We start from the raw sequence: 20,445 nt of genomic DNA, 5'->3' as shown, positions 1-20,445 counted from the left end.
CATTAGCTCATGGTGCAAGCGGTTGGTTCTCGACATCGGAAACCGGTTTGGAGGCGAAGCGACGCTCCCTCCAGATGATATAGAGGCCGGAGGCGACGATAATCGCGATGCCCAGCCATTTCAGCGGGTCGGGGAAGTGGTTGAACACCAGCCAGCCAAAGATCGTTGCCGAGACGATTTCCAGATATTGCAGCGGCGCGAGTGTCGATGCGGGTGCGGCGCGATAGGCATAGACGCTGAGAATGCCGGAGAGACTTGCCGAAATGCCCACACCCAGCAGGTAGAGTGCCGTCGTCAGATCGGGTGCGACAAAGGATAGGCCGGACATGCCCAGTGCATCGCTGAACAGGATGGGCAGGGCGCAAAACGCAAAACCCCACATGCCAGTCTGGAATTGCATGCTCCACGGATCTTCGGTTCGCGAACGAACCCGCGTCAGGATCGCAAAAATGGCAATGCAGAAAGCCGAGACAACGGGAAAGAGCGCGACATAGCCGACTTCGGTAAAACTCGGCTGGATCACGAGGATTGCGCCGAAGAAACCGACGGCACAGGCCGTATACCGCCGCCAGCCAATTGTCTCCTTGAGCAGAATGCTGCTCATGATCGTCAGGATGATCGGCTCTACGAAGAAGATCGCGATGGCGTCCGCGACCTCCATGAATTCCAGCGTTGCGACAAAGCTGACCATGGACAAAGCGAGGATGCCGCCGCGCACAATATGAAAACCGGTGCCACTCCACGAAAATGACAGGGGGCCGGGGCGCATGAAGAGGATTGGCAACATTGCCAAGGTCTGAACGATGAAGCGTGCGGCACTGATCTCGACGGTATGAATGGTCGTGATGGCGAGCTTGGCAAAAATGTCGATGATCGGCGAAATCATCACCGCCAGAAACATCAGCAACATGCCTGTGGGGACACTCGTTCCGCCTGATTTCGGCGTCGTCATCGTTTTATTGGAGGCGGAACCTGATGTCATGCAGACGGCACTTTCGTTCGCGTAGTTGTGCAACCGCAGGTCCATCTATAACCAGCCGCTGACGACATTGCATTTGATATTAATTCATAATCTTATTCCGTTTAGGCACATGTGCCGTCAGACGGAAATGGTCTTTCTGCACCAGGCTGCGAAGTCCGCCGCCACTGCTTCCCAACCGATCTCGTTCAACGTCTCGTGGCGCATGCCCCTGTAGATCGTCATGTCGATGCGATTGAAGCCGGCTTGCCTGAAACGCTCCGCCAGCCATTCGATTTCCCGGCCATTGTTGGTCGCAGCATCCTCATCGCCGCTGACAAGCATCACCGGCAGGTTTTTCGGCAGGCGTTCCATCAGTTTCGGGCCACGGTAGGACAGCTCGAAAACATCCTGCCAGAGAGAAACGCTTGCCTCGAACTGGCAGAGCGGATCTTCGACATAGGCGTCGACAGCGGCCCTGTCGTGGCTCAACCAATCGGCGTGGGTACGTTTTTCAGGCATTTTTGCATTCCAGGTCCGGAACGTCGCTTTCGGCAGGATCGCGCTGGGCACATCCGAACCTTTGAGCATTTTTTCAAGCCGCAGAATGACCTGCGCAATCCGTCCCATGACCCCGGGATTGAGGTTTGAATTCCATATCGAAAGCCCATCGAAAGCATCCGGGTGGCTGACGGCCGTGTTCAGCGCGATCAGGCCCCCCATCGAGTGTCCGAACAGGATCACCGGCAGGCCGGGATGTCTTTCTCCAATCATTCGGCGCATGGTCATCACATCGGCGATGACCTTGCTGGCGCCATCCTTCCAGGCAAAGCGGCCCAGCGGGGCATCTGATGCCCTCGTACGGCCATGACCACGATGGTCATGTGCGTAGACCTCGAACCCCTGTTTCGACATGACGTCTGCGAAATGTCTGTACCGGCCCGCATGTTCGACAAGGCCGTGGCAGATCATCAGCACGCCGCAGGCTTGAGGCAAGGCGGTTGGCTGGTGCCGATAGGCGATGGACGCACTGGAGGGAGCATCGAGCCTCTGGATGCGGCTGAATTCCATCTCGTCCATGTTTGGCCCCGTTTCGTGCTGACACATTGTCATAATCATGGGGTCATAGTCGTGCCAGAGGTTGCCCCGGAACCCCATTTACCCTACATAGCGGCAAATTTCCCAATCCGAACTTAAAATCCGACCTGGAGCATTCGCTACAATGGCACGTCAGTTCATCTATCACATGTCGGGACTGAACAAGTCCTATGGCGCGAAGAAGATTCTCGAAAACGTCAATCTGTCTTTCTACCCGGATGCCAAGATCGGTATCCTCGGCCCGAACGGTGCCGGTAAGTCGACTGTTTTGCGCATCATCGCCGGCCAGGACAAGGAGTTCACCGGTGAAGCCTGGCTCGCCGAAGGCGCCACTGTTGGTTACCTCGAGCAGGAACCGCACCTGGACCCGACCAAGACCGCGTTCGAAAACGTCATGGAAGGCGTCGCCGACAAGCAGGCCGTCATCGATCGTTACAACGAACTGATGATGAACTATTCCGACGAGACGGCGGATGAGGGCGCAAAGCTTCAGGACATCATCGACAGCCAGAACCTCTGGGATCTGGAACAGCAGGTTGAAATGGCAATGGAAGCCCTGCGCTGCCCGCCAAAAGATTCGGACGTTACCGTGCTTTCCGGTGGTGAGCGTCGTCGTATCGCGCTCTGCCGTCTGTTGCTGTCGCAGCCGGACCTGCTGCTGCTCGACGAACCGACCAACCACCTTGACGCGGAAACCATCGCCTGGCTCGAAAAGCACCTGCGCGATTACCCCGGCGCCGTGATGATGATTACCCACGATCGCTACTTCCTCGACAACGTCACGGGCTGGATTCTCGAGCTCGACCGTGGTCGCGGCATTCCGTACGAAGGCAACTATTCTGCTTATCTGACGGCTAAGGCCAAGCGTATGCAGCAGGAAGCCCGCGAAGAAGCCGGTCGCCAGAAGGCGCTGTCGCGCGAGCAGGAATGGATTGCATCGAGCCCGAAGGCTCGTCAGGCCAAGTCGAAGGCCCGTATCAAGGCCTACGAACAGCTGGTTGATGCGGCTGAAAACATCCGCCCCGGCGACGCACAGATCATCATCCCCGTGTCCGAGCGTCTCGGCAACGTGGTGGTCGAGCTGGAAGGCATCAACAAGGGCTTTGAAGGCCGCACACTGATCAACGACCTGTCGATCAAGCTGCCGCCAGGCGGCATCGTCGGCATCATCGGCCCGAACGGTGCCGGTAAGTCGACGCTGTTCAAGATGATCACCGGTCAGGAAAAGCCGGATGCCGGTTCGATCCGCATCGGTGACACCGTGCACCTCGGTTACGTCGACCAGAGCCGCGACGCGCTGGATGCCAACAAGACCGTCTGGGAAGAGATTTCCGGTGGCGCGGAAGTTATCAAGCTCGGCAAGTTCGACATGAACTCCAGAGCCTATTGCGGCGCCTTCAACTTCAAGGGCGGCGACCAGCAGCAGAAGGTTGGCAATCTCTCGGGTGGTCAGCGTAACCGCGTTCACCTTGCCAAGATGCTGAAGGCCGGTGGCAACGTTCTGCTCCTCGACGAACCGACCAACGACCTTGATACGGAAACGCTGGGTGCTCTTGAAAGCGCGCTCGAAGCCTTCGCCGGTTGCGCCATCATCATCAGCCACGATCGCATGTTCCTCGACCGTCTGGCCACGCATATTCTGGCATTCGAAGGTGACGGCCATGTCGAATGGTTCGAAGGCAACTTCGAAGATTACGAGGAAGACAAGGTCCGTCGCCTTGGTCCGGATGCCTTGAACCCTGGCAGCCAGGCTTACAAGCGTCTGACGCGATAAGATTGAGCGGGAAGTGCATTGTGCTCGTGCAATGCGCTTATCCGAGTTACAGACATGGAATTGAAAGGGGCAGCCGAATGGCTGCCCCTTTTATGTGTCTGTGCCGATTTTCCTGATGATATTGTAGGTTGCTCCGCAATTCCTGTTGCGCCTCCTGCATAAATCACATAAAGATATCTTTATGTCTTGATTGGGTATGGTGAGAGTTTTGGATTTCGGGCTGGACAATCTGGTGGATATCTTGAAGGCGGCGGGAGAGCCAACGCGCTTTCGTTTGCTTGCGCTGCTTTCGGCTGGCGACCTGACTGTCACCGATCTTACCGAAATTCTCGGTCAATCGCAGCCTCGAATTTCCAGACATCTCAAGCTTCTTGCGGAAGAGGGGCTGATCGAGCGTTATCAGGAAGGTGCCTGGGCCTATTTTCGTTTGATGCAGGACGGTCAGTCCGCAGGGCTGGTCCGCCAGCTTCTTACCGCTGCATCGCCATCTGACGCCGTCCTCCAGCGCGACAGCGAACGACTGGCGGCTGTGAAGCGGGTTCGGGCCGAACGGGCACGGGACTATTTCAGCCGCAATGCGTCCGCCTGGGACGAGCTGCGTCGCCTGCATGTCAGCGATGAGGCTGTCGAAGGTGCGCTCGTAAAGCTTGTCGGCACGACGCCAATCGATTCTTTGCTTGATCTTGGTACCGGAACTGGACGCATCCTTCAGCTTCTGAGCGGTGTTTACCGTCGAGCAATCGGAGTGGATGCGAGCCGCGACATGCTGTCCGTAGCGCGCGCCAATCTCGACAAGGCGGGTGTCGTCAATGCATCCGTTCGTCATGGCGACATTCTCAACCTGCCGCTGGAAGGGCAGGATTTCGACCTGATCGTCATTCACCAGGTGCTGCATTTCCTTGACCAGCCGGAAATTGCCCTTTCCGAAGCCTCGCGCATGCTGCGCCCCGGCGGACGTCTGATCATCATCGATCTGGCACCTCATTCTTTCGACTATCTGCGTAGCGAACATGCGCATGTCAGGCTCGGTTTCTCACACCAGCTCATGGACGAATGGTTGAAGAAGGCCGGACTTGAACTGGATCGCACTGTCGATCTCAAATCTGAAAAAGCGTCCGGCGATGCGCTGGACGTGACCATCTGGGTTGCCCGCGACCAGCGTCTTCTGATTGCAGACGATGCGGCGCAAGAGACCGTTTTACTTGCCGCCGGGAGGGCATGACATGACCAGAACGAACACCGCAGGCCGCGACGGCGATATCCGGTTGTCTTTCGAATTTTTTCCGCCCAAGAACCCGGACATGGAAGCCCAGCTTTGGGAAACTGTGGCAGAGCTTCAGACCTGGGACCCGGACTTCGTTTCTGTCACCTATGGTGCCGGCGGATCGACCAAGGCGCCGACGCTGGATGCGGTGCGGCGGATGATCGGCGACAGTCGCCTGGCCACGGCTGCGCATCTGACCTGCGTCGATGCAAGCCGCGATGAGGTACACCAGGTCATTGAAGAGTTCACGAATGCCGGCGTAAAGCATTTCGTGGCGCTGCGCGGCGACCCTTCTACCGGTATCGGCACGGCATACACACCCCATCCGGAAGGCTACGAGAACGCGGCAGCGTTGGTAAAAGGGCTTCGCGAGATCGGTGACTTCGAAATCTCGGTGTCGGCTTATCCCGAAAAACATCCGGAGAGCGCCAGCGAGGCGGTCGACATCGATATGCTGAAGCGCAAAGCCGATAACGGTGCGACCCGCGCTCTGACCCAGTTCTTCTTCGATAACGACGTATTCGAGCGTTACATGGAGCGTGTGACCGCTGCAGGAATCACCATTCCGGTGGTGCCAGGTATCATGCCTATCCAGAACCTGACGCAGCTCAAGCGGTTCGCAGGACGTTGCGGGACGAGCGTCCCGTCATTCCTGGACGACCGCTTTGCCGGATACGACCAGGACCCGGAAGGCCGCGCAAGGGTGGCAGGAGAGGTGGCAGCCGAGCAGATTGCCGATCTGCAAAAGCGCGGTATCCATGAATTCCATCTTTACACGATGAACCGTGCGCCGCTCGTCAATGCTGTTCTCGAAAACCTCGGCATGCAGAGATTGCGTCGCAGCGCGGCTTGAGTTTTCGACATAACAAGACAAGAAAAAAGCGCAGGTTCTGCTGAACCTGCGCTTTTTTTAAACTGTGTCATCGAATGCGGCTTCACTTGCGTTCCGTCCGCTCTCCTCGTTAGATGAAAAGCATCATCGTCACGAACAGAAACGCTAAACCGACTGCCAAGGCATTAAGAGATTTTGTAAGTCCCATGGGTGCCTCCTGTTGCTGACAAGAAGACATTATGACGGTTTCGTGGCAGTTGAAAAGCGGTTTCTGTGATGCGGTGCAGCACGGAATTTGGGTCGGAAAAATTCCGAATTCCGTAAGTAATTGAAAATGTGATTTTATTTTCAACTCACGCAATGCTTCATATCTTTAAAAAAAGTAAATGACCGGGGTCTTATCCCCAGTCATCCGGTAGAGATTAACAGTTTTCGCCTTGTTTCCGGCTCATGCATTAATGGCCAGAACCCGCCGTTAAGACAGATTAAAGGGCTTCCAGAAGCGCTGCCGTGGGCCAGCCGTCGGCCGGCAATCCGAGGCGCTGCTGCTCCTTCTGGATTGCAACGCGGGTGCCTGAACCGAGAATGCCATCCACCTTGCCGACGTTGTGTCCGTTGGCTTCGAGCTTGCTCTGAAGCTGCTTCATGGTGGCATCGTCAAAGCCCGGATCCGGGTTGCCCTTGTCGTAGACAGGAAGGCCCATCAGGCGCGTGGCGAAGTACGCGGCGGAGGTCGTGTAGATGAACGACTGGTTCCACTCGAGGTAAATATTGAAGTTCGGGTAGGTGATGAAGGTCGGCCCCTTGCGGCCCTGTGGCATGATCAGGGAGGCAGGCAGATTGGCAAAATTCTTGTTGCCGTCCCTTGGCGTGACACCGAGTGCGAACCAGTCACCGGCGGTCAGAGGGCCGCCGAGGCCCGATTTTTCCCATGGCAGGTTCTCAGGCAGGGAAACTTCCTGAATCCATGGCTCGCCTTTCTTGAAGCCGAGATGCTGGATAAATTTCGCGGCCGTCAAAATCGCGTCAGGAGCGCTGCTTTTGACGTTGACGTGGCCGTCACCATCGCCATCAACGCCGAATGCGATGATATCTTTGGGAAGCATCTGAACCTGGCCGATCTCGCCAGCCCAAGCGCCGGTGTTCGTCGCCGGGTCGAGATCGCCGTGCTGAACCATCTCGGTCAGGGCAATGAGCTGCGGACGGAACAGTTCCGGGCGGCGGCAGTCATGCGACAGGGTGACGAGAGCATTGCGGGTGTTGAAATCGCCCTGCACAGCGCCAAAGTCAGTTTCCATCGCCCAGAACGCTGCAATCACACCAGCAGGTACACCGAACTCGTTTTCGGCGCGTGCAAAGGTGGAAGAGAGTTCCTGAAGCTTCTTGCGGCCAATATCGAGGCGGGCCTGGCTGACGGTGCGCTGGGAAAACTCAAGGAAGGTCTGACGGAACACGCCCTGGGCACGGTCACGGGAAAGAACTTTCTGGTCGATCTGCGCGCCTGCAAGCGCCTTGTCCACGGCTTCGGCCGGGACGCCCTTTGCCATGGCTTCGGCTTTTACGCCTTGCAGGAATGCGGCAAGATCACCGCCACAAGCGACCTGCTTCGGATCGTCAGGCGACGCCACAGGCGTAACGGCAAAAGCCGAACCGGCAGACAGAAGAGACAGAGCCGCGGCAAAAAGGATACCGCGCGACCGGAAAGTGGGCATAGGAACGTCCTCAATGGATTGTTTGCCCGCTTTACCTCTATGTTTGTGACAAAAAAACGGGCAGTTGCTTCAATGCACACGTCAGAACGCGGTTTTTTACAAAGTGTTGCTTCTTAGCCGTTGTTATTTGCTTCAGCGACCCATTTACGCCAGTTTTTCTCCGTTCCGGAGAAGACGTTGATGTCTGTTGGGCCTGTGACGCCAGGTACCACGCCCGTGGCGGTGTATTGCCAGAACGCCCATTGGCGGTCTTCATAAATCTTGGCCGGGTGGGCCGCGACGGAGCGGACCCAGAAATGATAGTTCTTGAACTGGCCGACCAGATTGTCGCGATGGAAGTCGACCGATGTATAGATGATCGGGCGCTTGCCGTAATGGGCTTCGATACGATCGAGGAAGCGCTGCATCTCCGAGCGGACGACTGCGGGCGCCGGGCGCGTCTTGCAGGTGGGCGAGGCGGGGTTCCACTCGACATCGAGAACGGGTGGCAATGTGACCGCACCCTTTGGAACGTTTCGGATGAACCAGTCCGCCTGTGCATCGGCCGTGGAGCAGAAATAGTAGAAATGATAGGGGGCATGGGCGATGCCCGCAGCCGCGGCATTGCGCCAGTGATCATCGAATTTCGGATCGATGCGGTCGGAGCCCTCCGTTGCCTTTACGAAAACGAAGGATACGCCAGATTTGCGAACTGTCTGCCAGTCTACGCTGCCATTCCACTTCGACACGTCGATGCCGTGAACTTCATGACGATGCGGGTTGTTGACACCGAAATCCTGCGGGTCCGTGTCGACAAATTTCGGTTTGGCGACCGATGCCGTCTCAAGCAGATCGTAGCTCGTGGAGGTGCAGCCGCTCACCAGCAGCAAGGCCGAGAGTATCGCCGATAACCGTAACCGCATTGAAACCCTGAAAAATGTCGTTTCCCGTCAGGCAGCCACGCCATGCGCGCCACCTCTCCCTGTTTAACCATAACATGGTAAACAAGCGGTTATGGCAAGAGGGGCAGGCCCGTTTTCGGCCTCAGATCATGCGTCTTCGAGAATACGGCTGGCTTTTTTCTGTGGTTCGGCAACCGGAAGAGTGATGACGGCGCGCCATGCGTAACCGCGTGCGATTTCCTCGAACTGTAGCATTGCGCCATGGCTTCCGGCCATGTTGGCAAGCACGTAGCGCAGGTTGGCGCGCGGTGTGACGTGGAAACGCGTGAGCCATGCCTTCAACAGGGAGCGGAACCAGCGCGGAAGCTGCTCCTGTTGGCCGAAGTCGACGATGTGTAGCGAGCCGCCCGGGGCGAGCGCTGACAATGCCCGGTCAACCGCCTTTTCCCAATCCGGTATCATCGACAGCGAATAGGAAATCATCACCCGATCAAAGCCATCGGCTTCACCAAATTCGCTTGCTCTGAACGCCGTCGCATCGGCGACGCGCAAATGAGGGCGCTGCTTTTTTCCGGCAAAATTGTCCGACGCCGTTGCCAGCATCTCGGCGGAAATATCGAGACCGAACAAACGCGCTTGCGGAAAAATGCGGTTTGCAAGCAGCAGATTGCGCCCGGTGCCACAGCCCACCTCAAGCAGCGAGCCGCCTTCGGGGATATCGAGGGCAGCGATCGTCCTGTCGCGTCCCAATAGATAATATTTTCGGGTAAGATCGTAGATGTGCCTCTGGTGGCGGTACATGCGATCCATCAGGCCCGCATGGGCCGTGTCTGCAAGGCTGACATTCTCGCCGATGGTTTTCATGCCGAAGCCCTCTGATAGATGTGGAAACCGCCATAGATGGCGGAGCGATCTCTGGCATTGAGTTCTTTCGAGCGGTCTCCCAGATAGGCCCACTGTTTGCGGATGTCGGGGGGCAGACGCCCTTCGATCACGCTTTTCTCGGCAGCGGTGCGGAATATGACGCGTGCGTCTGGTGCCGCCGTGCGGCTGATCTGCGACCACAACTCATTTAATTGTGTATCGGTCATCCAGTCCTGTGCGTCGAGCAGGATATAGCGATCGACGCTGCCGGCGTGCTTTCGCCCCAGAAGCTCCGTGTAGGTTTCGTGATGAACCGAAACGCGTGCGGCGTTGTTGCGGATCGCTTCGTAATATTCCGGCTTCAGATAGGCAGGCAGCGCGCCCTCATGCGGTTCCGGGTATCGGCGGGCAAATGCCTGCCAGGCAAAGTAGTTGTCGCTCAGGGGGAAATCGCAGGCGAGCTTTTCCAGCCGCTCGCGCAGAACGGCGGCGATCGTGCCGTTGGAGGAAAGGCTGGCAAGTTCGTCATACTGGCGTGGGGGAATGCCGAGGCCAAAAAGCGAGCTTTTCCGCTTCGTCAGCCAGCGCACGACAGGTTTGTCGAACAGCGGCGCGACCTTGCTGTCAAAGAACTGGCGCTGCTCTTCCATCGTGCGGCTGTTTGCCATTTCCGTCAGCTTGACGCCATGCAGGCGGGCCATCAGATGGCCCGCGCCGATAAAGCGGCCAAGAAGGCCGGTGCGATAGATGTTTCGGTCGAAGACCGCAATGCGCCGCCGCCCGGAGATCGTGCGTTTGGACCAGTAGGCCTTGGTGGTGTCGTCGAGATGCGGGGCAATGAAGCGGTCGAAGCCCTGGCTGTTGACGTGTGTGTTGGCGCGGCCGAAGTGTCTCACCACGTCCTGGTGGGCCGGAAGATGACGGAAGGCGGCAAGCTTCAACTTGTTGAGCGCAATGTGATGCGGATTGAGATCGACGACATCGATGCTTTCTGGATTGCGAGAGAGGTACGCCAGCATGTTGCAGCCGCCCGAACCGATGGTGACGATGCTGTGGCCGTCACGAAGCTCCATCGCTTCCATGTCGACTTCAGGGTCTTCCCAGATCTGCGGATAAACCAGGCCAGAGAACAGCACGCCAAACAGTCGTTCGGAGAGGCCACTTTTTGACAGAGCCTTGTGCTGAAGCAATGCGGATTTGAGTTTGACGTTTCTGCTGAAGCCGGTTTTCGGTGCGGCGCTCGTCATATGATTCCACCTCTCGCTCGATTGAGAGGCGTCTACAGCCGTGAGACTACAGTTTGATGACGGGGCAGTTGTCCAAGGGCCGCATTGACGCCAAAACAAAAAGGCACCGCATAAGATATGCAGTGCCTTTCAATTCGTTTGTGGTGCGATGCGTTACTTGCGCAGAACGTGCAGCATGCCCTTGCGCTTGGCATCGTAATAATAACCACGGGCGTAGAGCCTGACCGCATTGTCACGATCGTTGTCTGCCACCAGCCAGGCGCCGCGCAGATACTTTACCGCGTATCGCAAATTGGTTTCGGCATCGAAGAGGCCGGAAGCCGGGCCATCGAAGCCCATGGAGCGTGCCGTGGCATGCTTGATCTGCATGAGGCCGAAATGCCCGCCATTATAGGCGGCGGGATTGTAGCGGCTTTCACGCTGTACGACGCGGTGAACCAGATCTTCCGGGACCTGATACATTGCAGCATATTTCGAGATCAGTCCGCTCAGCTTGTCCCTGCCGGCTGGCGACGGGTTGAGGGGCGCAGTCATGGTGCCGCTGGCGTTGACGGCTGCCAGAGCAGCATTGGTCGGGCCGGCTGCGTAAGCGAGTACAGTGCTGTCCGGCTTCGGAAGAGGGATAACCTTGCGTTCCGCCGTCAACTCCGTGCCGATGGATGGCGAACCCGGAGGAGGTGGTGCAGGTGGGAAGCTGCCTTTGACAGCGACGACCTGTGGCAGCTCGCCGGCGGTCGGGTGTGTTGATTGTGCGGCGGCATTGACGGCGGCGACAGCTGGTGTTGCTGTGGTCGGAGCAAGAGCCACAGTTGTGGTCTGCGCTGCTGGCATCGTCGATGTCTGCGCAACCTGCGTCTCCGCGGTTGGCTGCATCTGGTTTGCGATGGCTGCGGCTGCCGCGATTTCGGCCGCCGGGGGAAGGGCAACACGTCCACCTTTTACAGCGGCAACGTTGGGAAGAGCAGGCTGCTGTTGCGCCAGGCTTGCGTCTGCCGTTGCTGTGGTCGCGGCAGGGGCTGCGGCCGTTCCCGCTGGTGCGGCCGCCTGAGCCGTTTCAGGCGTTGCTGTTGCAGGGGCATTTCCAGTCGCGGCGCTCGGCGCTACGGTCGCGATCTTCGGGCCGTCAGGGCCTTCTTTCGCGGTGTATTCGACACTTGTGCATCCAGCCAGTGTCAGTGCGAGTCCCACGGTGGAAGACAGGAAAAGCGCCGTTTTCCCGCGGAATTTGCCCGAAATTTGCATGCTGCCGCCTTCGTTGTGCCTGTCTTTCGATACCCCGCGTCGAACGAAGCAGGCTGTGTCCCGTCGAACTTTCATTAACCTATTGTAAGGATAGCGGCAAGCTGTGAGATATCGGCGCCGATTTCAGGCGGCAATTCGCCGGTAGCCGGCGCTGACGGCGCGGCCCGAAATGAAATATGTCCGGTACTTCGGCTTGACCTTTTTGCCGCCTGACATGCGGCGAATGAGGGCAAGCATCGAGGGTGCGAAAAGCGCTTGTCCGACGAGTATCACCAGCGCGGCGATCAAAACCGCGCTCTGCGCAATCGCAAGCACTTCAACCGCGTCGGCAGGCTGGGAAACGAACTGCGGAAGCAGCGCAAGGAAGAAGCTGAAATAGCGTGGGCGAAATGCCGCCACTGCAAAACAATCCCTGAAGATGGCACCGAATTTTTTGCCTCTCAGGTTGTCATTGTCGGCATTCGCGGCTCTGGCGACAGGCGTTGCCATGATCCACAGGACGAACAGCATTAACCAGCCGATGCCGGCCCACTCGATGATTTCAAGAAACGACTTGGGCAGGTAGGCAAAAGCAACTGTCGGAATGGCGGCCAATGTCATGGCCGTCGTGATGCCAAGGGCACCACCGGTGGCGGTGGCCAGCACCGTGCGCTTGCCGCGAATGGCCGAGTAAGAGGCGGCAGAGAATGCAAGGGGAGAGGGGAGTGCGAACATGACGGCACACGCTGTACAGAAAATCAGCCACGCCTCTCCAGACATTCTCTTTCCTCCTTAGAGCGCCACGTGTCGATGAAGACACAAAACTGGCGCTCTAATTCATTGAATCCACGCTTTTTGTCCTGCGAAAACCGAGGGGATTTTCAGTCTCATGTCTCCCCTTCCTGTCATCGCATTCTTTTAGCGTAGCGTAAAATCATGCTGCTGTGAACGGCTGGCCGACATGATCCATGACTTCTGCGAACCATTTCGCGGAGATGTCGAAATGCTTCCCGCCCTTGATGCGTGGAAACTCGATGGTCCGCAGTTTGCCGCTCTGTTCCTCATCGTGGCCGGTGACGCCAGACACCTTGTTAAGTGCACTTTCGACGGCCAGATCGACCATGCTCTGGATCAGGCGAAGGTCGTTGCCGTTGGCAGGCGCGGAGCGGGCGTAATAGCCGGATTTCTGCACCATCGAGCGTTCGGCGCCGATCAGGCTTGCGAATTGCTTCTGGAACCAGCCGCCGACATTGATCGTGTCGATCTTGACGTGGCCGAAGGCATCGCGCTTGACGGCCTCGCCTGCGGCTTCACGTTCGGCGACGATGGCGTCGAGGCCGGCACCTTCGGAAACGAACAGCGTTACATAACCGTTCTTTTCCATGATTTTCTTCAGGCGCTCCGCCTCTGCTTCGATATCAAAGGCCATTTCCGGCAGATAGATGCCGTCGATGTTCTTCATATGCGAATTCATCATCAGGCCTTCGACATATTCATTGCCGCTGGTCTTCTGGATGTAGGCGCGGGCCGTGGCCGCTGTCAGCCAGCCGCAATGGCGCCCCATGACTTCGTGAATGACGAATGTTTTCGGTGCGGCACTCTGCTCGTTGCTGACATTGTCGAAGAAGGAGGCGCCGACTTCGGCTGCCGTCCATGCTCCAAGCGACTGCTTGATCGGCACGACGTCGTTGTCGACGGTTTTGGGCAGGCCGACGACGGTCAGATTATAACCGTTTGCACCAAGATAGGCGGCGAGATCGGCTGCCGTCGTGTTGGTATCGTCACCGCCGATCGTGTGCAGAATGGTTACGCCGTCTGCGGCGAGACGCTCGGCTGCAACGCGCAGCGGATTTTCGCCTTCCTTGACGAGACCGCGCTTGGCACAGTCGGCGGCATTCGTCAGCTTCACGCGGCTGTTGCCGATGGGTGAGCCGCCGTAGCGATGCAGCAGGTATGCCTTTTCGCGCATATCCTTGGTGATCTCGATCCGGTCGCCAAGAAGCACGCCCTGATAACCGGAGCGATAAGCCACAAGGTCGATTTCGGGTGCGATGTCGCTGTAGCGTTCAATCAATCCGCCGACCGCGGATGAAAGGCAGGGAGCGAGACCGCCCGCGGTCAACATTGCGACTTTCTGTTTGGCCATCATGACTCTCCTTGTTTGCACGCGTCCATGATTATGTCTGGCAAATGGATGCGACAGGCGCGTGTAGGTGTAAAGCGAATTTATGGAGAAAAATGGCGATTTCTTGCGGTTTTTCAGGAGCTTGCAGCGCGATTTCGAATATAATCGTTTCAATCGGCACTTCGTTGGCCCGTGCGCGGGACGGGTTTGGCTGCCTGTGGAAAACTTTCCATCGGCAACTGAAATGATGAAGCGAAGCTGTTGCAAAGATGAATAAAAGTTAATGCCTTGAGGTCGCGCGAGATATTGCATTCACGATGATATGCCGTCATGCTTATGGCCATGATCATCGATTTCGCCTGTTTGCAAATTTCATCCCTGTGGGAACGGCTGCTCGGCGCAATCGGCGACGCCGCAGGTGGTGCGCTCGGGCGCGTTGTCGAAGCGATCCGCACCTTGTTCGAAGGCGACCCAGAAACCCGTCGCAGAGTATCCTTTTCCGTCGCCATCATTGCGCTTTCCGCCAAAATGGCGAAGGCTGACGGCGTCGTGAATGATGCGGAAGTCCGCGCTTTCCGGCAAATCTTCGACTTTCCCGATGAGGAAGCCAAGAACGTCGCGCGTCTTTACAATCTGGCTCGTCAGGATGTGGCCGGTTTCGAAGCCTATGCCGAAAGGCTGGCTGGCCTTTGCGGTTCCGGCAACGACAATTGCCAGATGCTGGAAAGCGTCATTGACGGGCTTTTCCATATCGCGAAGGCTGATGGATTGATCCACGAGCGGGAACTTGCCTTCCTTGGTCGTATCGCGGAAATCTTCCATATCAGCGAAGATCATTTCGAAACGATCATGGCGCGACATGTTCATATGGACGGGCGTGATCCGTACCGTGTGCTCGGTGTTTCGCCCTCCGACGATTTTTCCGATATCCGCAAGCGTTACCGTTCTCTGGTCGCAGAACACCATCCGGACAAGCTGATTGCCCGTGGCGTTCCGATGGAATTGCATGCCGCCGCAAATGAGCGTATGGCGGCTCTCAATGCCGCTTATGCGGCGATCGAGAAAGAACGCCGCGTCGCATGACCGATTTTATGCCGGATTTCAAAGGCGCCACAGTTGCGCCTTCGCCGAACCATGGGGAGCGGCTGGGAGTGAGTGGGCCGGATATCATCCTTCTCCACTATACCGGCATGACGACTGCGGACGGCGCCCTGTCCTGGCTGTGTAATCCCGAAAGCCAGGTTTCCAGCCATTATTTCATCTTCGAAGATGGACGGGTGATCCAGCTCGTGCCGGAAGATCGACGCGCCTGGCATGCGGGCAAGAGCACGTGGGGCGGCGAAAGCGATATCAACTCCCGCTCAATCGGCATCGAAATCGTCAACCAGGGCCATCCAGGCGGATTGCCTGAATTTCCTGAGAAACAGATCGCAGCAGTCGTCGAATTGTGTCGGGATTGTGGTGAGCGGTGGTCTATTGCCCCGGAACGGGTGCTCGGACACTCGGATGTTGCGCCCATCCGCAAGGTCGATCCGGGTGAAAAATTCCCGTGGGACATCCTGTCGCAGAACGGTATCGGCCATTGGGTCGCACCGGCGCCCATCGCCGGAGGTCGGTTTTTTCAGCGCGGTGATCAAGGCCAGCCGGTCGAAGCACTGCAATCCATGCTTTCCATCTATGGATACGGTATTGAAATAACAGGCGCTTATTGCGAGCAGACCGAGGGCGCGGTGGCTGCTTTCCAGCGGCATTTCCGTCCGACTCTGGTCGATGGCATCGCTGATTTTTCAACGATCGACACGCTGCACAGGCTGATTGCCAGCCTGCCGAGATTCTCCGGCGTTTGAAGTTCATTTGCTGTAATTTTCCTGGAAATTTTGCCTCGCCAAAAGTCACATTTTTCTTGTGCCACAGTTAATCCGCATTGAGGAAGTTAAAGAACGGCACCGGACGCGGTGTTGTTCTTCAGGGGAACTGACCGTCAATATCAATCAAGGAGACTGAACCACGGAAGGTCTGGATAGACTTTCCGAAAGCTGGACTTTTGTGCCGTTGCATCGTGCCAGTCATCCGTTCTGGAGTTTATTTCTGCATATGAACAGAGTTGTAGTTGCTGTCGCCGCGGGCGTTATTATGCTCGCTGCGCAGGCAGGGGCCGTTTTTGCCAAAGATGAAGACGTGAAGACCAAGACCGTGCCACTGGAAAGCTTTTTCCGTAAACCCGGTTATCCCAGCCCCGACAAAGTTTTGCCTGCCGCGCTGAAGAACGACTACTCCGATCTGATCGTCAAATATGCCAAGCGTTATGGCGTTCCCGTCAATCTGGCGCATGCCGTTGTTTCCGTCGAAAGCAAGTTCAATCCAAAGGCTCGCGGCAGCGCCGGTGAAGTCGGGCTGATGCAGATCAAGCCGGCGACGGCGCGGATGATGGGCTTTCGCGGCACCGCAAAGGCTCTTTACGACCCGGAAACCAATATCCGCTGGGGCATGCAGTATCTGGCAACCGCGCACCAGCTCGGTGGGGGTGAGGTCTGTGGCACGATCCTGCGTTACAATGCGGGTCATGGTGCCAAGCGCATGAACCCTGTGTCCAAGCGTTACTGCGGCAAGGTACAGGCGCTGCTGCAAGGCTGATCACGGAGAGAGTGTTTCCTCTGTCGTGGAAATACTCTCAAACACTAGGGCTTTTTCCGGCTGGATTGCTTTGCTATTCAACAATGGCAAACAGGAAAACCGGAAATGCCAGACTTCAAATATATCGTCGTTGGTGCAGGCATGATGGGCGCGGCAGCCGCCCGCCATCTCTCGGCTCAAACAGGTGGGGTCGCGTTGATCGGGCCTGCCGAGCCTGCTGACCGCAAGTCACACCAGGGTGTCTTTTCCAGCCACTACGATGAGGCGCGGATTACCCGAGGTTTCGATGGCGATCCTGTCTGGGCGGCGCTCGCCAAGCGCTCCATCGCGCGCTACGCCGGACTTGAAGCTCAAAGCGGCGTCCGCTTCTTCACCGAAGCCGGATGCCTGTTTACCGGAAACGGCAAGGGCCTGGCGGGAACCTACGTCTCGCGTGCTCTGTCATTCGCCGATGGCCTCGGTATCGAGACGGTAGGACATGATGCAGTCGGCAATCGGTTTCCGATGTTTTCACTCCCGGCCGATCACGATGGTTATTTCGAAGCGCAAAACGCAGGGCACATCAATCCCCGATCGCTGGTGAAGGCGCAGTGCGCGGTCGCCGTACAGCAGGGCGCAGAGCTTATCCGCGAGACCGCTGCACGTATTCGCGACACCTCGAGCGGTGTGGAAGTATCGACACGCGAAGGCGCGATTTATACTGCGGAAAAAGTGATTGCTGCAGCGGGTGGCTTCACCAATATGGCCGAGCTGTTGCCCACGCCCGTCGACATGGCTGCCACGGGCCGAACCATTGCCTTTTTCGAGCTTGATGATGAAAAGCAGGCGCATTTTCGCTATATGCCCTCGACGATTGTTCTTGCCGAAAGCGAAGACGACATCGTCTACATTCTGCCGCCCGTGCGCTATCCAGACGGCAAGGTCTACCTGAAGATCGGCGGCGAAAGCGAAAAGGGGCGGCTGGAGACGCTTGAGCAGGCGATCGGCTGGTTCCATTCGGACGGAACGCCTTCCGAGGTGGACTTCCTGACACGCAAGGCAGTTTCGCTCATGCCGGAGTTGGCGGGATGCCCGGTAACATCAGGTTCTTGCGTCGCTTCAATCACCCGCACCGGATATCCCTATATCGGCTATACACAATCCTCCAACATCGCGGTTTTGACTGGTGGCAACTTCGTTTCCGCCAAGTCGTCGGATGAAATCGGCCGCCTCGGCGCCGTGCTGCTTGTCGATGGCCAGCTGACGGAGACAGATTTCGCGCAGAATATGTCACCTGTTTTCGTCTGACTTGATACGGCGAAGCGGCTGGAAACATCTCACGCAATCACAAGCAAATCGTGCTGGAGAATGGCATGTCAGGGCATTTCAAATATATCGTCGTCGGTCGTGGGATGATGGGTGCCGCAGCGGCCCGCCATCTGGCAGAGAAAACCGATGGTGTTGCCTTGATCGGCCCTGGAGAACCGAAAGACATCAAGTCGCATCAGGGCGTTTTTGCCAGCCACTATGACGAGGCGCGCATTACACGGACGATTGATGGGAATGCTGACTGGGCCTTGCTCGCCAACCGTTCCATCGCCCGTTACGACGATATCGCGACACGAAGCGGTGTTGATTTTTATGGGCCGGTTGGTTGTCTTATCGTCGGTCCGAAACGGGGAGGCGGCAATCCGTACATCGACAATGTCTGTGCGGCGGCAGCGCGTCTTAGTGTTGCTACCGAGATGCTGGATGATGCCTCGCTGAAAAGCCGTTTTCCGTATTTCACCTTCGAAGCGGAATGCGAAGGCGTATTCGAGAGGGACAATGCCGGTTACGTTAACCCACGTGCTTTGGTGGAGGCGCAGAGCGTTCTCGCCAGGAATGCCGGTGTAACCTTGATCGACGATATTGTCGTGTCGACCCGTGACGAGAATGGTGTTGTTTGTGTCGCGACTGCATCTGGCGCCACTTACACGGCGGACAAGGTGCTGGTTGCTGCGGGTGGTTTTTCGATCAGCGAAAACCTGTTGCCGCAACCGATTTCGCTGGATGTCTACGCTCGCACGGTCGCGTTCTTCGAAATACCGGATGACGAAGCTGAGCGTTATGCTGGCATGCCGTCGTTGATCTACGAGCCGCGTGATACGAGAAAGCATATCTATCTGTTGCCACCTGTCCGTTATCCCGACGGCAAGGTCTATCTGAAAATTGGGGGCGATCCGGACGATATCCTGGTGAAGAGCGACATGGAGATCCGTGCATGGTTTCGCTCCGGTGGCCGCGAGAGTGTCAGGGAACATCTGTCTGATATCGTTGAAGGTCTGGTGCCGTCTGTCGACAGGTCCCGCATCTCAATGGCGGCATGCGTCGTTTCCAAAACGAAAAGTGGTTATCCGTCCATCGGCTTTTCCACATCATCACGGATCGCCGTCCTGACTGGCGGCAATGGCACGGCGGCAAAAAGCTCGGATGAGATCGGTCGTCTGGGTGCGACGTTGCTGCTTGATGGCAAAATCGCTGACGATGCCTTCACGACAGACTTTTCACCTGCGTTTCTTTGAGAATTTTCTGCGCTTTTCGGTGGCTTTCGTGTTGGAACACGGTTATGGAGCGCATGCCAGTTGGCCGGGCAGCCGCGCCTTACCAATGTCGAAAGACGGTAAAGTGAGGAAAGTCCGGGCTCCACGGAAACACGGTGCCGGATAACGTCCGGCGGGGGCGACCCTAGGGAAAGTGCCACAGAGAGCAAACCGCCACGCCTACGTGGTAAGGGTGAAAGGGTGGGGTAAGAGCCCACCGCGCCGCTGGTAACAGCGGTGGCAAGGTAAACCCCACCGGGAGCAAGACCGAATAGGGATGATGCGGGGCGGACGAAAGTCTGCCAACAGCCTGTTTCTGGGCCAGTCATCCGGGTGGGTTGCGTGAGGCGGCATGCAAATGTCGTCCCAGATGAATGGCTGCCACGTTCCGGATAAAACCGGAGCCATACAGAACCCGGCTTACAGGCCAACTGGCAAAATTCCCCTTCAACTTTTGATGTCTCGGGCGTTTTTACGTTTCAGGACCATTTTCTTTGCAAAAACAATCGCTTTTCGGTCGCGCTGGTGTTGGCGCTGCGCGCTCTGACGCACGAAGTAAACCATTCGTTAAACTTAACGGCTTATGAATTTCCGATGCGAAGCCGGTATCGTGCCATCTTCTCCCATTGACGCCCATAGTGTCCCATGGTATCCCAAATGCACACCACAAAGGGTCGTGTTTCTGACCCGCAATCGCTGAAACGAGTAAGGAGCCTGCGAGGGGCTGCTACGGGGCGCTTCGTCCCGGCGCTCAGCGATATGTCGTGCGTACCGGTGTTGCCTGTCGAGCGGATGTATCGCTTGGCGGAGTGCGGTTTGAGCGAGTTGAGTTATGGACCGCTTTTTATCGAACGTAACGAACAGGATCGACGCCAAGGGGCGCGTTTCGGTTCCTTCGGTGTTTCGTTCGGTGCTGGCGCAACGCGGCATTCAGGAGCTTTATTGTCTTCAGGATTTTGCGTTTCCGGCGATCAGCGTGGGTGGTCCGGATTTGCTGGAGCGTTACGAGCGGCAGATCGCGTCCATGGACGCGTTTTCGCCGCAGGCGAATGCAATGTCGCTGCTGGTTCACGGCGGCGGTGTTTTCATGAAGCTCGACCAGGAAGGTCGATTGATGGTGACGGATTTCGTGCGGGAATTTACCGGCATAACGACCGAGGTCACCTTCGTTGGGCGGGCGGATCATTTTCAGCTTTGGCAACCGCAGGCGTTTTTGGCGGCGCAGGCGGAAGCAAGAGCAGGGCGCGATTTTACGACGATCCGCCCTGCCTAGA

At 57.2% G+C, this 20,445-nt stretch carries 18 protein-coding genes and 1 other RNA gene; 10 read left to right on the top strand and 9 right to left on the bottom strand.

The annotated features are described in order from the left end of the window. Positions 1-7: 7 nt before the first annotated feature. Positions 8-982, bottom strand: a complete 975-nt coding sequence (locus HWX89_RS20645) for a DMT family transporter (RefSeq protein WP_502707606.1) — start codon at positions 980-982, stop codon at positions 8-10. 117 nt (positions 983-1,099) lie between these two features. Continuing rightward, positions 1,100-2,038, bottom strand: coding sequence for an alpha/beta fold hydrolase (locus HWX89_RS20640; RefSeq protein ID WP_138791009.1), 939 nt, complete (start codon positions 2,036-2,038; stop codon positions 1,100-1,102). 142 nt (positions 2,039-2,180) lie between these two features. On the opposite strand from HWX89_RS20640, the gene ettA reads away from it, so the two are divergent. The 3 genes from ettA to metF all read left to right on the top strand — a co-directional run bounded on the left by ettA (position 2,181) and on the right by metF (position 5,947). Then, positions 2,181-3,830 carry an energy-dependent translational throttle protein EttA gene (gene ettA, locus HWX89_RS20635; protein WP_138791008.1) on the top strand — a complete coding sequence of 550 codons (1,650 nt, stop codon included), beginning with the start codon at positions 2,181-2,183 and terminating at the stop codon, positions 3,828-3,830. 208 nt (positions 3,831-4,038) lie between these two features. Next, positions 4,039-5,052, top strand: coding sequence for an ArsR/SmtB family transcription factor (locus HWX89_RS20630; RefSeq protein ID WP_138791007.1), 1,014 nt, complete (start codon positions 4,039-4,041; stop codon positions 5,050-5,052). 1 nt (position 5,053) lies between these two features. Next, positions 5,054-5,947: a methylenetetrahydrofolate reductase [NAD(P)H] gene (metF, locus tag HWX89_RS20625; RefSeq protein ID WP_138791006.1), complete on the top strand. Its 894-nt coding sequence runs from the start codon at positions 5,054-5,056 to the stop codon at positions 5,945-5,947. Positions 5,948-6,411: 464 nt separating this feature from the next. Here metF and HWX89_RS20620 read toward each other — a convergent pair whose 3' ends face one another. The 7 genes from HWX89_RS20620 to HWX89_RS20590 all read right to left on the bottom strand — a co-directional run bounded on the left by HWX89_RS20620 (position 6,412) and on the right by HWX89_RS20590 (position 13,997). Continuing rightward, entirely contained in the window at positions 6,412-7,638 is a 1,227-nt protein-coding gene (locus HWX89_RS20620; protein WP_138791005.1) for a lytic murein transglycosylase, read from the bottom strand. A 113-nt stretch (positions 7,639-7,751) separates the two neighbouring features. Then, on the bottom strand, positions 7,752-8,540 hold the full coding sequence (locus tag HWX89_RS20615; protein WP_138791004.1) for a glycoside hydrolase family 25 protein: 789 nt from the start codon (positions 8,538-8,540) through the stop codon (positions 7,752-7,754). A gap of 126 nt (positions 8,541-8,666) precedes the next feature. Further along, complete coding sequence (locus HWX89_RS20610) at positions 8,667-9,383, bottom strand: class I SAM-dependent methyltransferase (protein WP_178340849.1); 717 nt, start codon at positions 9,381-9,383, stop codon at positions 8,667-8,669. Continuing rightward, positions 9,380-10,630 carry a BtaA family protein gene (locus HWX89_RS20605; RefSeq protein WP_138791003.1) on the bottom strand — a complete coding sequence of 417 codons (1,251 nt, stop codon included), beginning with the start codon at positions 10,628-10,630 and terminating at the stop codon, positions 9,380-9,382. Before HWX89_RS20605 ends, HWX89_RS20610 begins: the two co-directional genes overlap by 4 nt. 153 nt (positions 10,631-10,783) lie before the next feature. Next, positions 10,784-11,872, bottom strand: coding sequence for a lytic transglycosylase domain-containing protein (locus HWX89_RS20600; protein WP_138791002.1), 1,089 nt, complete (start codon positions 11,870-11,872; stop codon positions 10,784-10,786). Positions 11,873-11,995: 123 nt separating this feature from the next. After that, positions 11,996-12,631 (bottom strand): LysE family translocator, encoded by a 636-nt coding sequence (locus HWX89_RS20595; protein WP_138791001.1) that lies wholly within the window; start codon positions 12,629-12,631, stop codon positions 11,996-11,998. Between the two features lie 154 nt (positions 12,632-12,785). Continuing rightward, positions 12,786-13,997, bottom strand: a complete 1,212-nt coding sequence (locus HWX89_RS20590) for a pyrophosphate--fructose-6-phosphate 1-phosphotransferase (RefSeq protein WP_138791000.1) — start codon at positions 13,995-13,997, stop codon at positions 12,786-12,788. Between the two features lie 321 nt (positions 13,998-14,318). On the opposite strand from HWX89_RS20590, the gene HWX89_RS20585 reads away from it, so the two are divergent. The 7 genes from HWX89_RS20585 to mraZ all read left to right on the top strand — a co-directional run bounded on the left by HWX89_RS20585 (position 14,319) and on the right by mraZ (position 20,444). After that, a complete protein-coding gene (locus tag HWX89_RS20585; RefSeq protein WP_178340886.1) occupies positions 14,319-15,059 on the top strand; it encodes a J domain-containing protein in 741 nt (246 codons plus the stop codon). After that, complete coding sequence (locus tag HWX89_RS20580; RefSeq protein WP_138790999.1) at positions 15,056-15,823, top strand: N-acetylmuramoyl-L-alanine amidase; 768 nt, start codon at positions 15,056-15,058, stop codon at positions 15,821-15,823. Before HWX89_RS20585 ends, HWX89_RS20580 begins: the two co-directional genes overlap by 4 nt. Positions 15,824-16,070: 247 nt before the next feature. Then, positions 16,071-16,610, top strand: coding sequence for a lytic transglycosylase domain-containing protein (locus HWX89_RS20575; protein WP_138790998.1), 540 nt, complete (start codon positions 16,071-16,073; stop codon positions 16,608-16,610). Between the two features lie 105 nt (positions 16,611-16,715). Continuing rightward, a complete protein-coding gene (locus tag HWX89_RS20570) occupies positions 16,716-17,897 on the top strand; it encodes an NAD(P)/FAD-dependent oxidoreductase (RefSeq protein ID WP_138790997.1) in 1,182 nt (393 codons plus the stop codon). 65 nt (positions 17,898-17,962) lie between these two features. After that, positions 17,963-19,153, top strand: coding sequence for an NAD(P)/FAD-dependent oxidoreductase (locus HWX89_RS20565; protein WP_138790996.1), 1,191 nt, complete (start codon positions 17,963-17,965; stop codon positions 19,151-19,153). 56 nt (positions 19,154-19,209) lie between these two features. After that, an RNA gene (rnpB, locus tag HWX89_RS20560) (RNase P RNA component class A) lies at positions 19,210-19,610 on the top strand. Between the two features lie 393 nt (positions 19,611-20,003). Then, positions 20,004-20,444, top strand: coding sequence for a division/cell wall cluster transcriptional repressor MraZ (gene mraZ, locus HWX89_RS20555; RefSeq protein WP_138790995.1), 441 nt, complete (start codon positions 20,004-20,006; stop codon positions 20,442-20,444). Position 20,445: the final 1 nt, after the last annotated feature.

The organism is Rhizobium sp. RM, from assembly GCF_013390595.1.
Classification (GTDB): Bacteria; Pseudomonadota; Alphaproteobacteria; order Rhizobiales; family Rhizobiaceae; genus Agrobacterium.
Note: the sequence above shows the minus strand (reverse complement) of the source record. Positions and strands in the feature narration are given on the sequence as shown.

Coding starts and splice junctions, on each gene's coding strand:
- HWX89_RS20595 (WP_138791001.1), bottom strand. CDS start 12,631: ATGTCTGGAGAGGCGTGGCTGATTTTCTGTACAGCGTGTGCCGTCATG.
- HWX89_RS20640 (WP_138791009.1), bottom strand. CDS start 2,038: ATGGACGAGATGGAATTCAGCCGCATCCAGAGGCTCGATGCTCCCTCC.
- HWX89_RS20580 (WP_138790999.1), top strand. CDS start 15,056: ATGACCGATTTTATGCCGGATTTCAAAGGCGCCACAGTTGCGCCTTCG.
- HWX89_RS20585 (WP_178340886.1), top strand. CDS start 14,319: ATGATCATCGATTTCGCCTGTTTGCAAATTTCATCCCTGTGGGAACGG.
- mraZ (WP_138790995.1), top strand. CDS start 20,004: ATGGACCGCTTTTTATCGAACGTAACGAACAGGATCGACGCCAAGGGG.
- HWX89_RS20610 (WP_178340849.1), bottom strand. CDS start 9,383: ATGAAAACCATCGGCGAGAATGTCAGCCTTGCAGACACGGCCCATGCG.
- HWX89_RS20645 (WP_502707606.1), bottom strand. CDS start 982: ATGACATCAGGTTCCGCCTCCAATAAAACGATGACGACGCCGAAATCA.
- HWX89_RS20570 (WP_138790997.1), top strand. CDS start 16,716: ATGCCAGACTTCAAATATATCGTCGTTGGTGCAGGCATGATGGGCGCG.
- HWX89_RS20620 (WP_138791005.1), bottom strand. CDS start 7,638: ATGCCCACTTTCCGGTCGCGCGGTATCCTTTTTGCCGCGGCTCTGTCT.
- HWX89_RS20600 (WP_138791002.1), bottom strand. CDS start 11,872: ATGCAAATTTCGGGCAAATTCCGCGGGAAAACGGCGCTTTTCCTGTCT.
- HWX89_RS20575 (WP_138790998.1), top strand. CDS start 16,071: ATGAACAGAGTTGTAGTTGCTGTCGCCGCGGGCGTTATTATGCTCGCT.
- HWX89_RS20565 (WP_138790996.1), top strand. CDS start 17,963: ATGTCAGGGCATTTCAAATATATCGTCGTCGGTCGTGGGATGATGGGT.
- metF (WP_138791006.1), top strand. CDS start 5,054: ATGACCAGAACGAACACCGCAGGCCGCGACGGCGATATCCGGTTGTCT.
- HWX89_RS20615 (WP_138791004.1), bottom strand. CDS start 8,540: ATGCGGTTACGGTTATCGGCGATACTCTCGGCCTTGCTGCTGGTGAGC.
- HWX89_RS20590 (WP_138791000.1), bottom strand. CDS start 13,997: ATGGCCAAACAGAAAGTCGCAATGTTGACCGCGGGCGGTCTCGCTCCC.
- ettA (WP_138791008.1), top strand. CDS start 2,181: ATGGCACGTCAGTTCATCTATCACATGTCGGGACTGAACAAGTCCTAT.
- HWX89_RS20605 (WP_138791003.1), bottom strand. CDS start 10,630: ATGACGAGCGCCGCACCGAAAACCGGCTTCAGCAGAAACGTCAAACTC.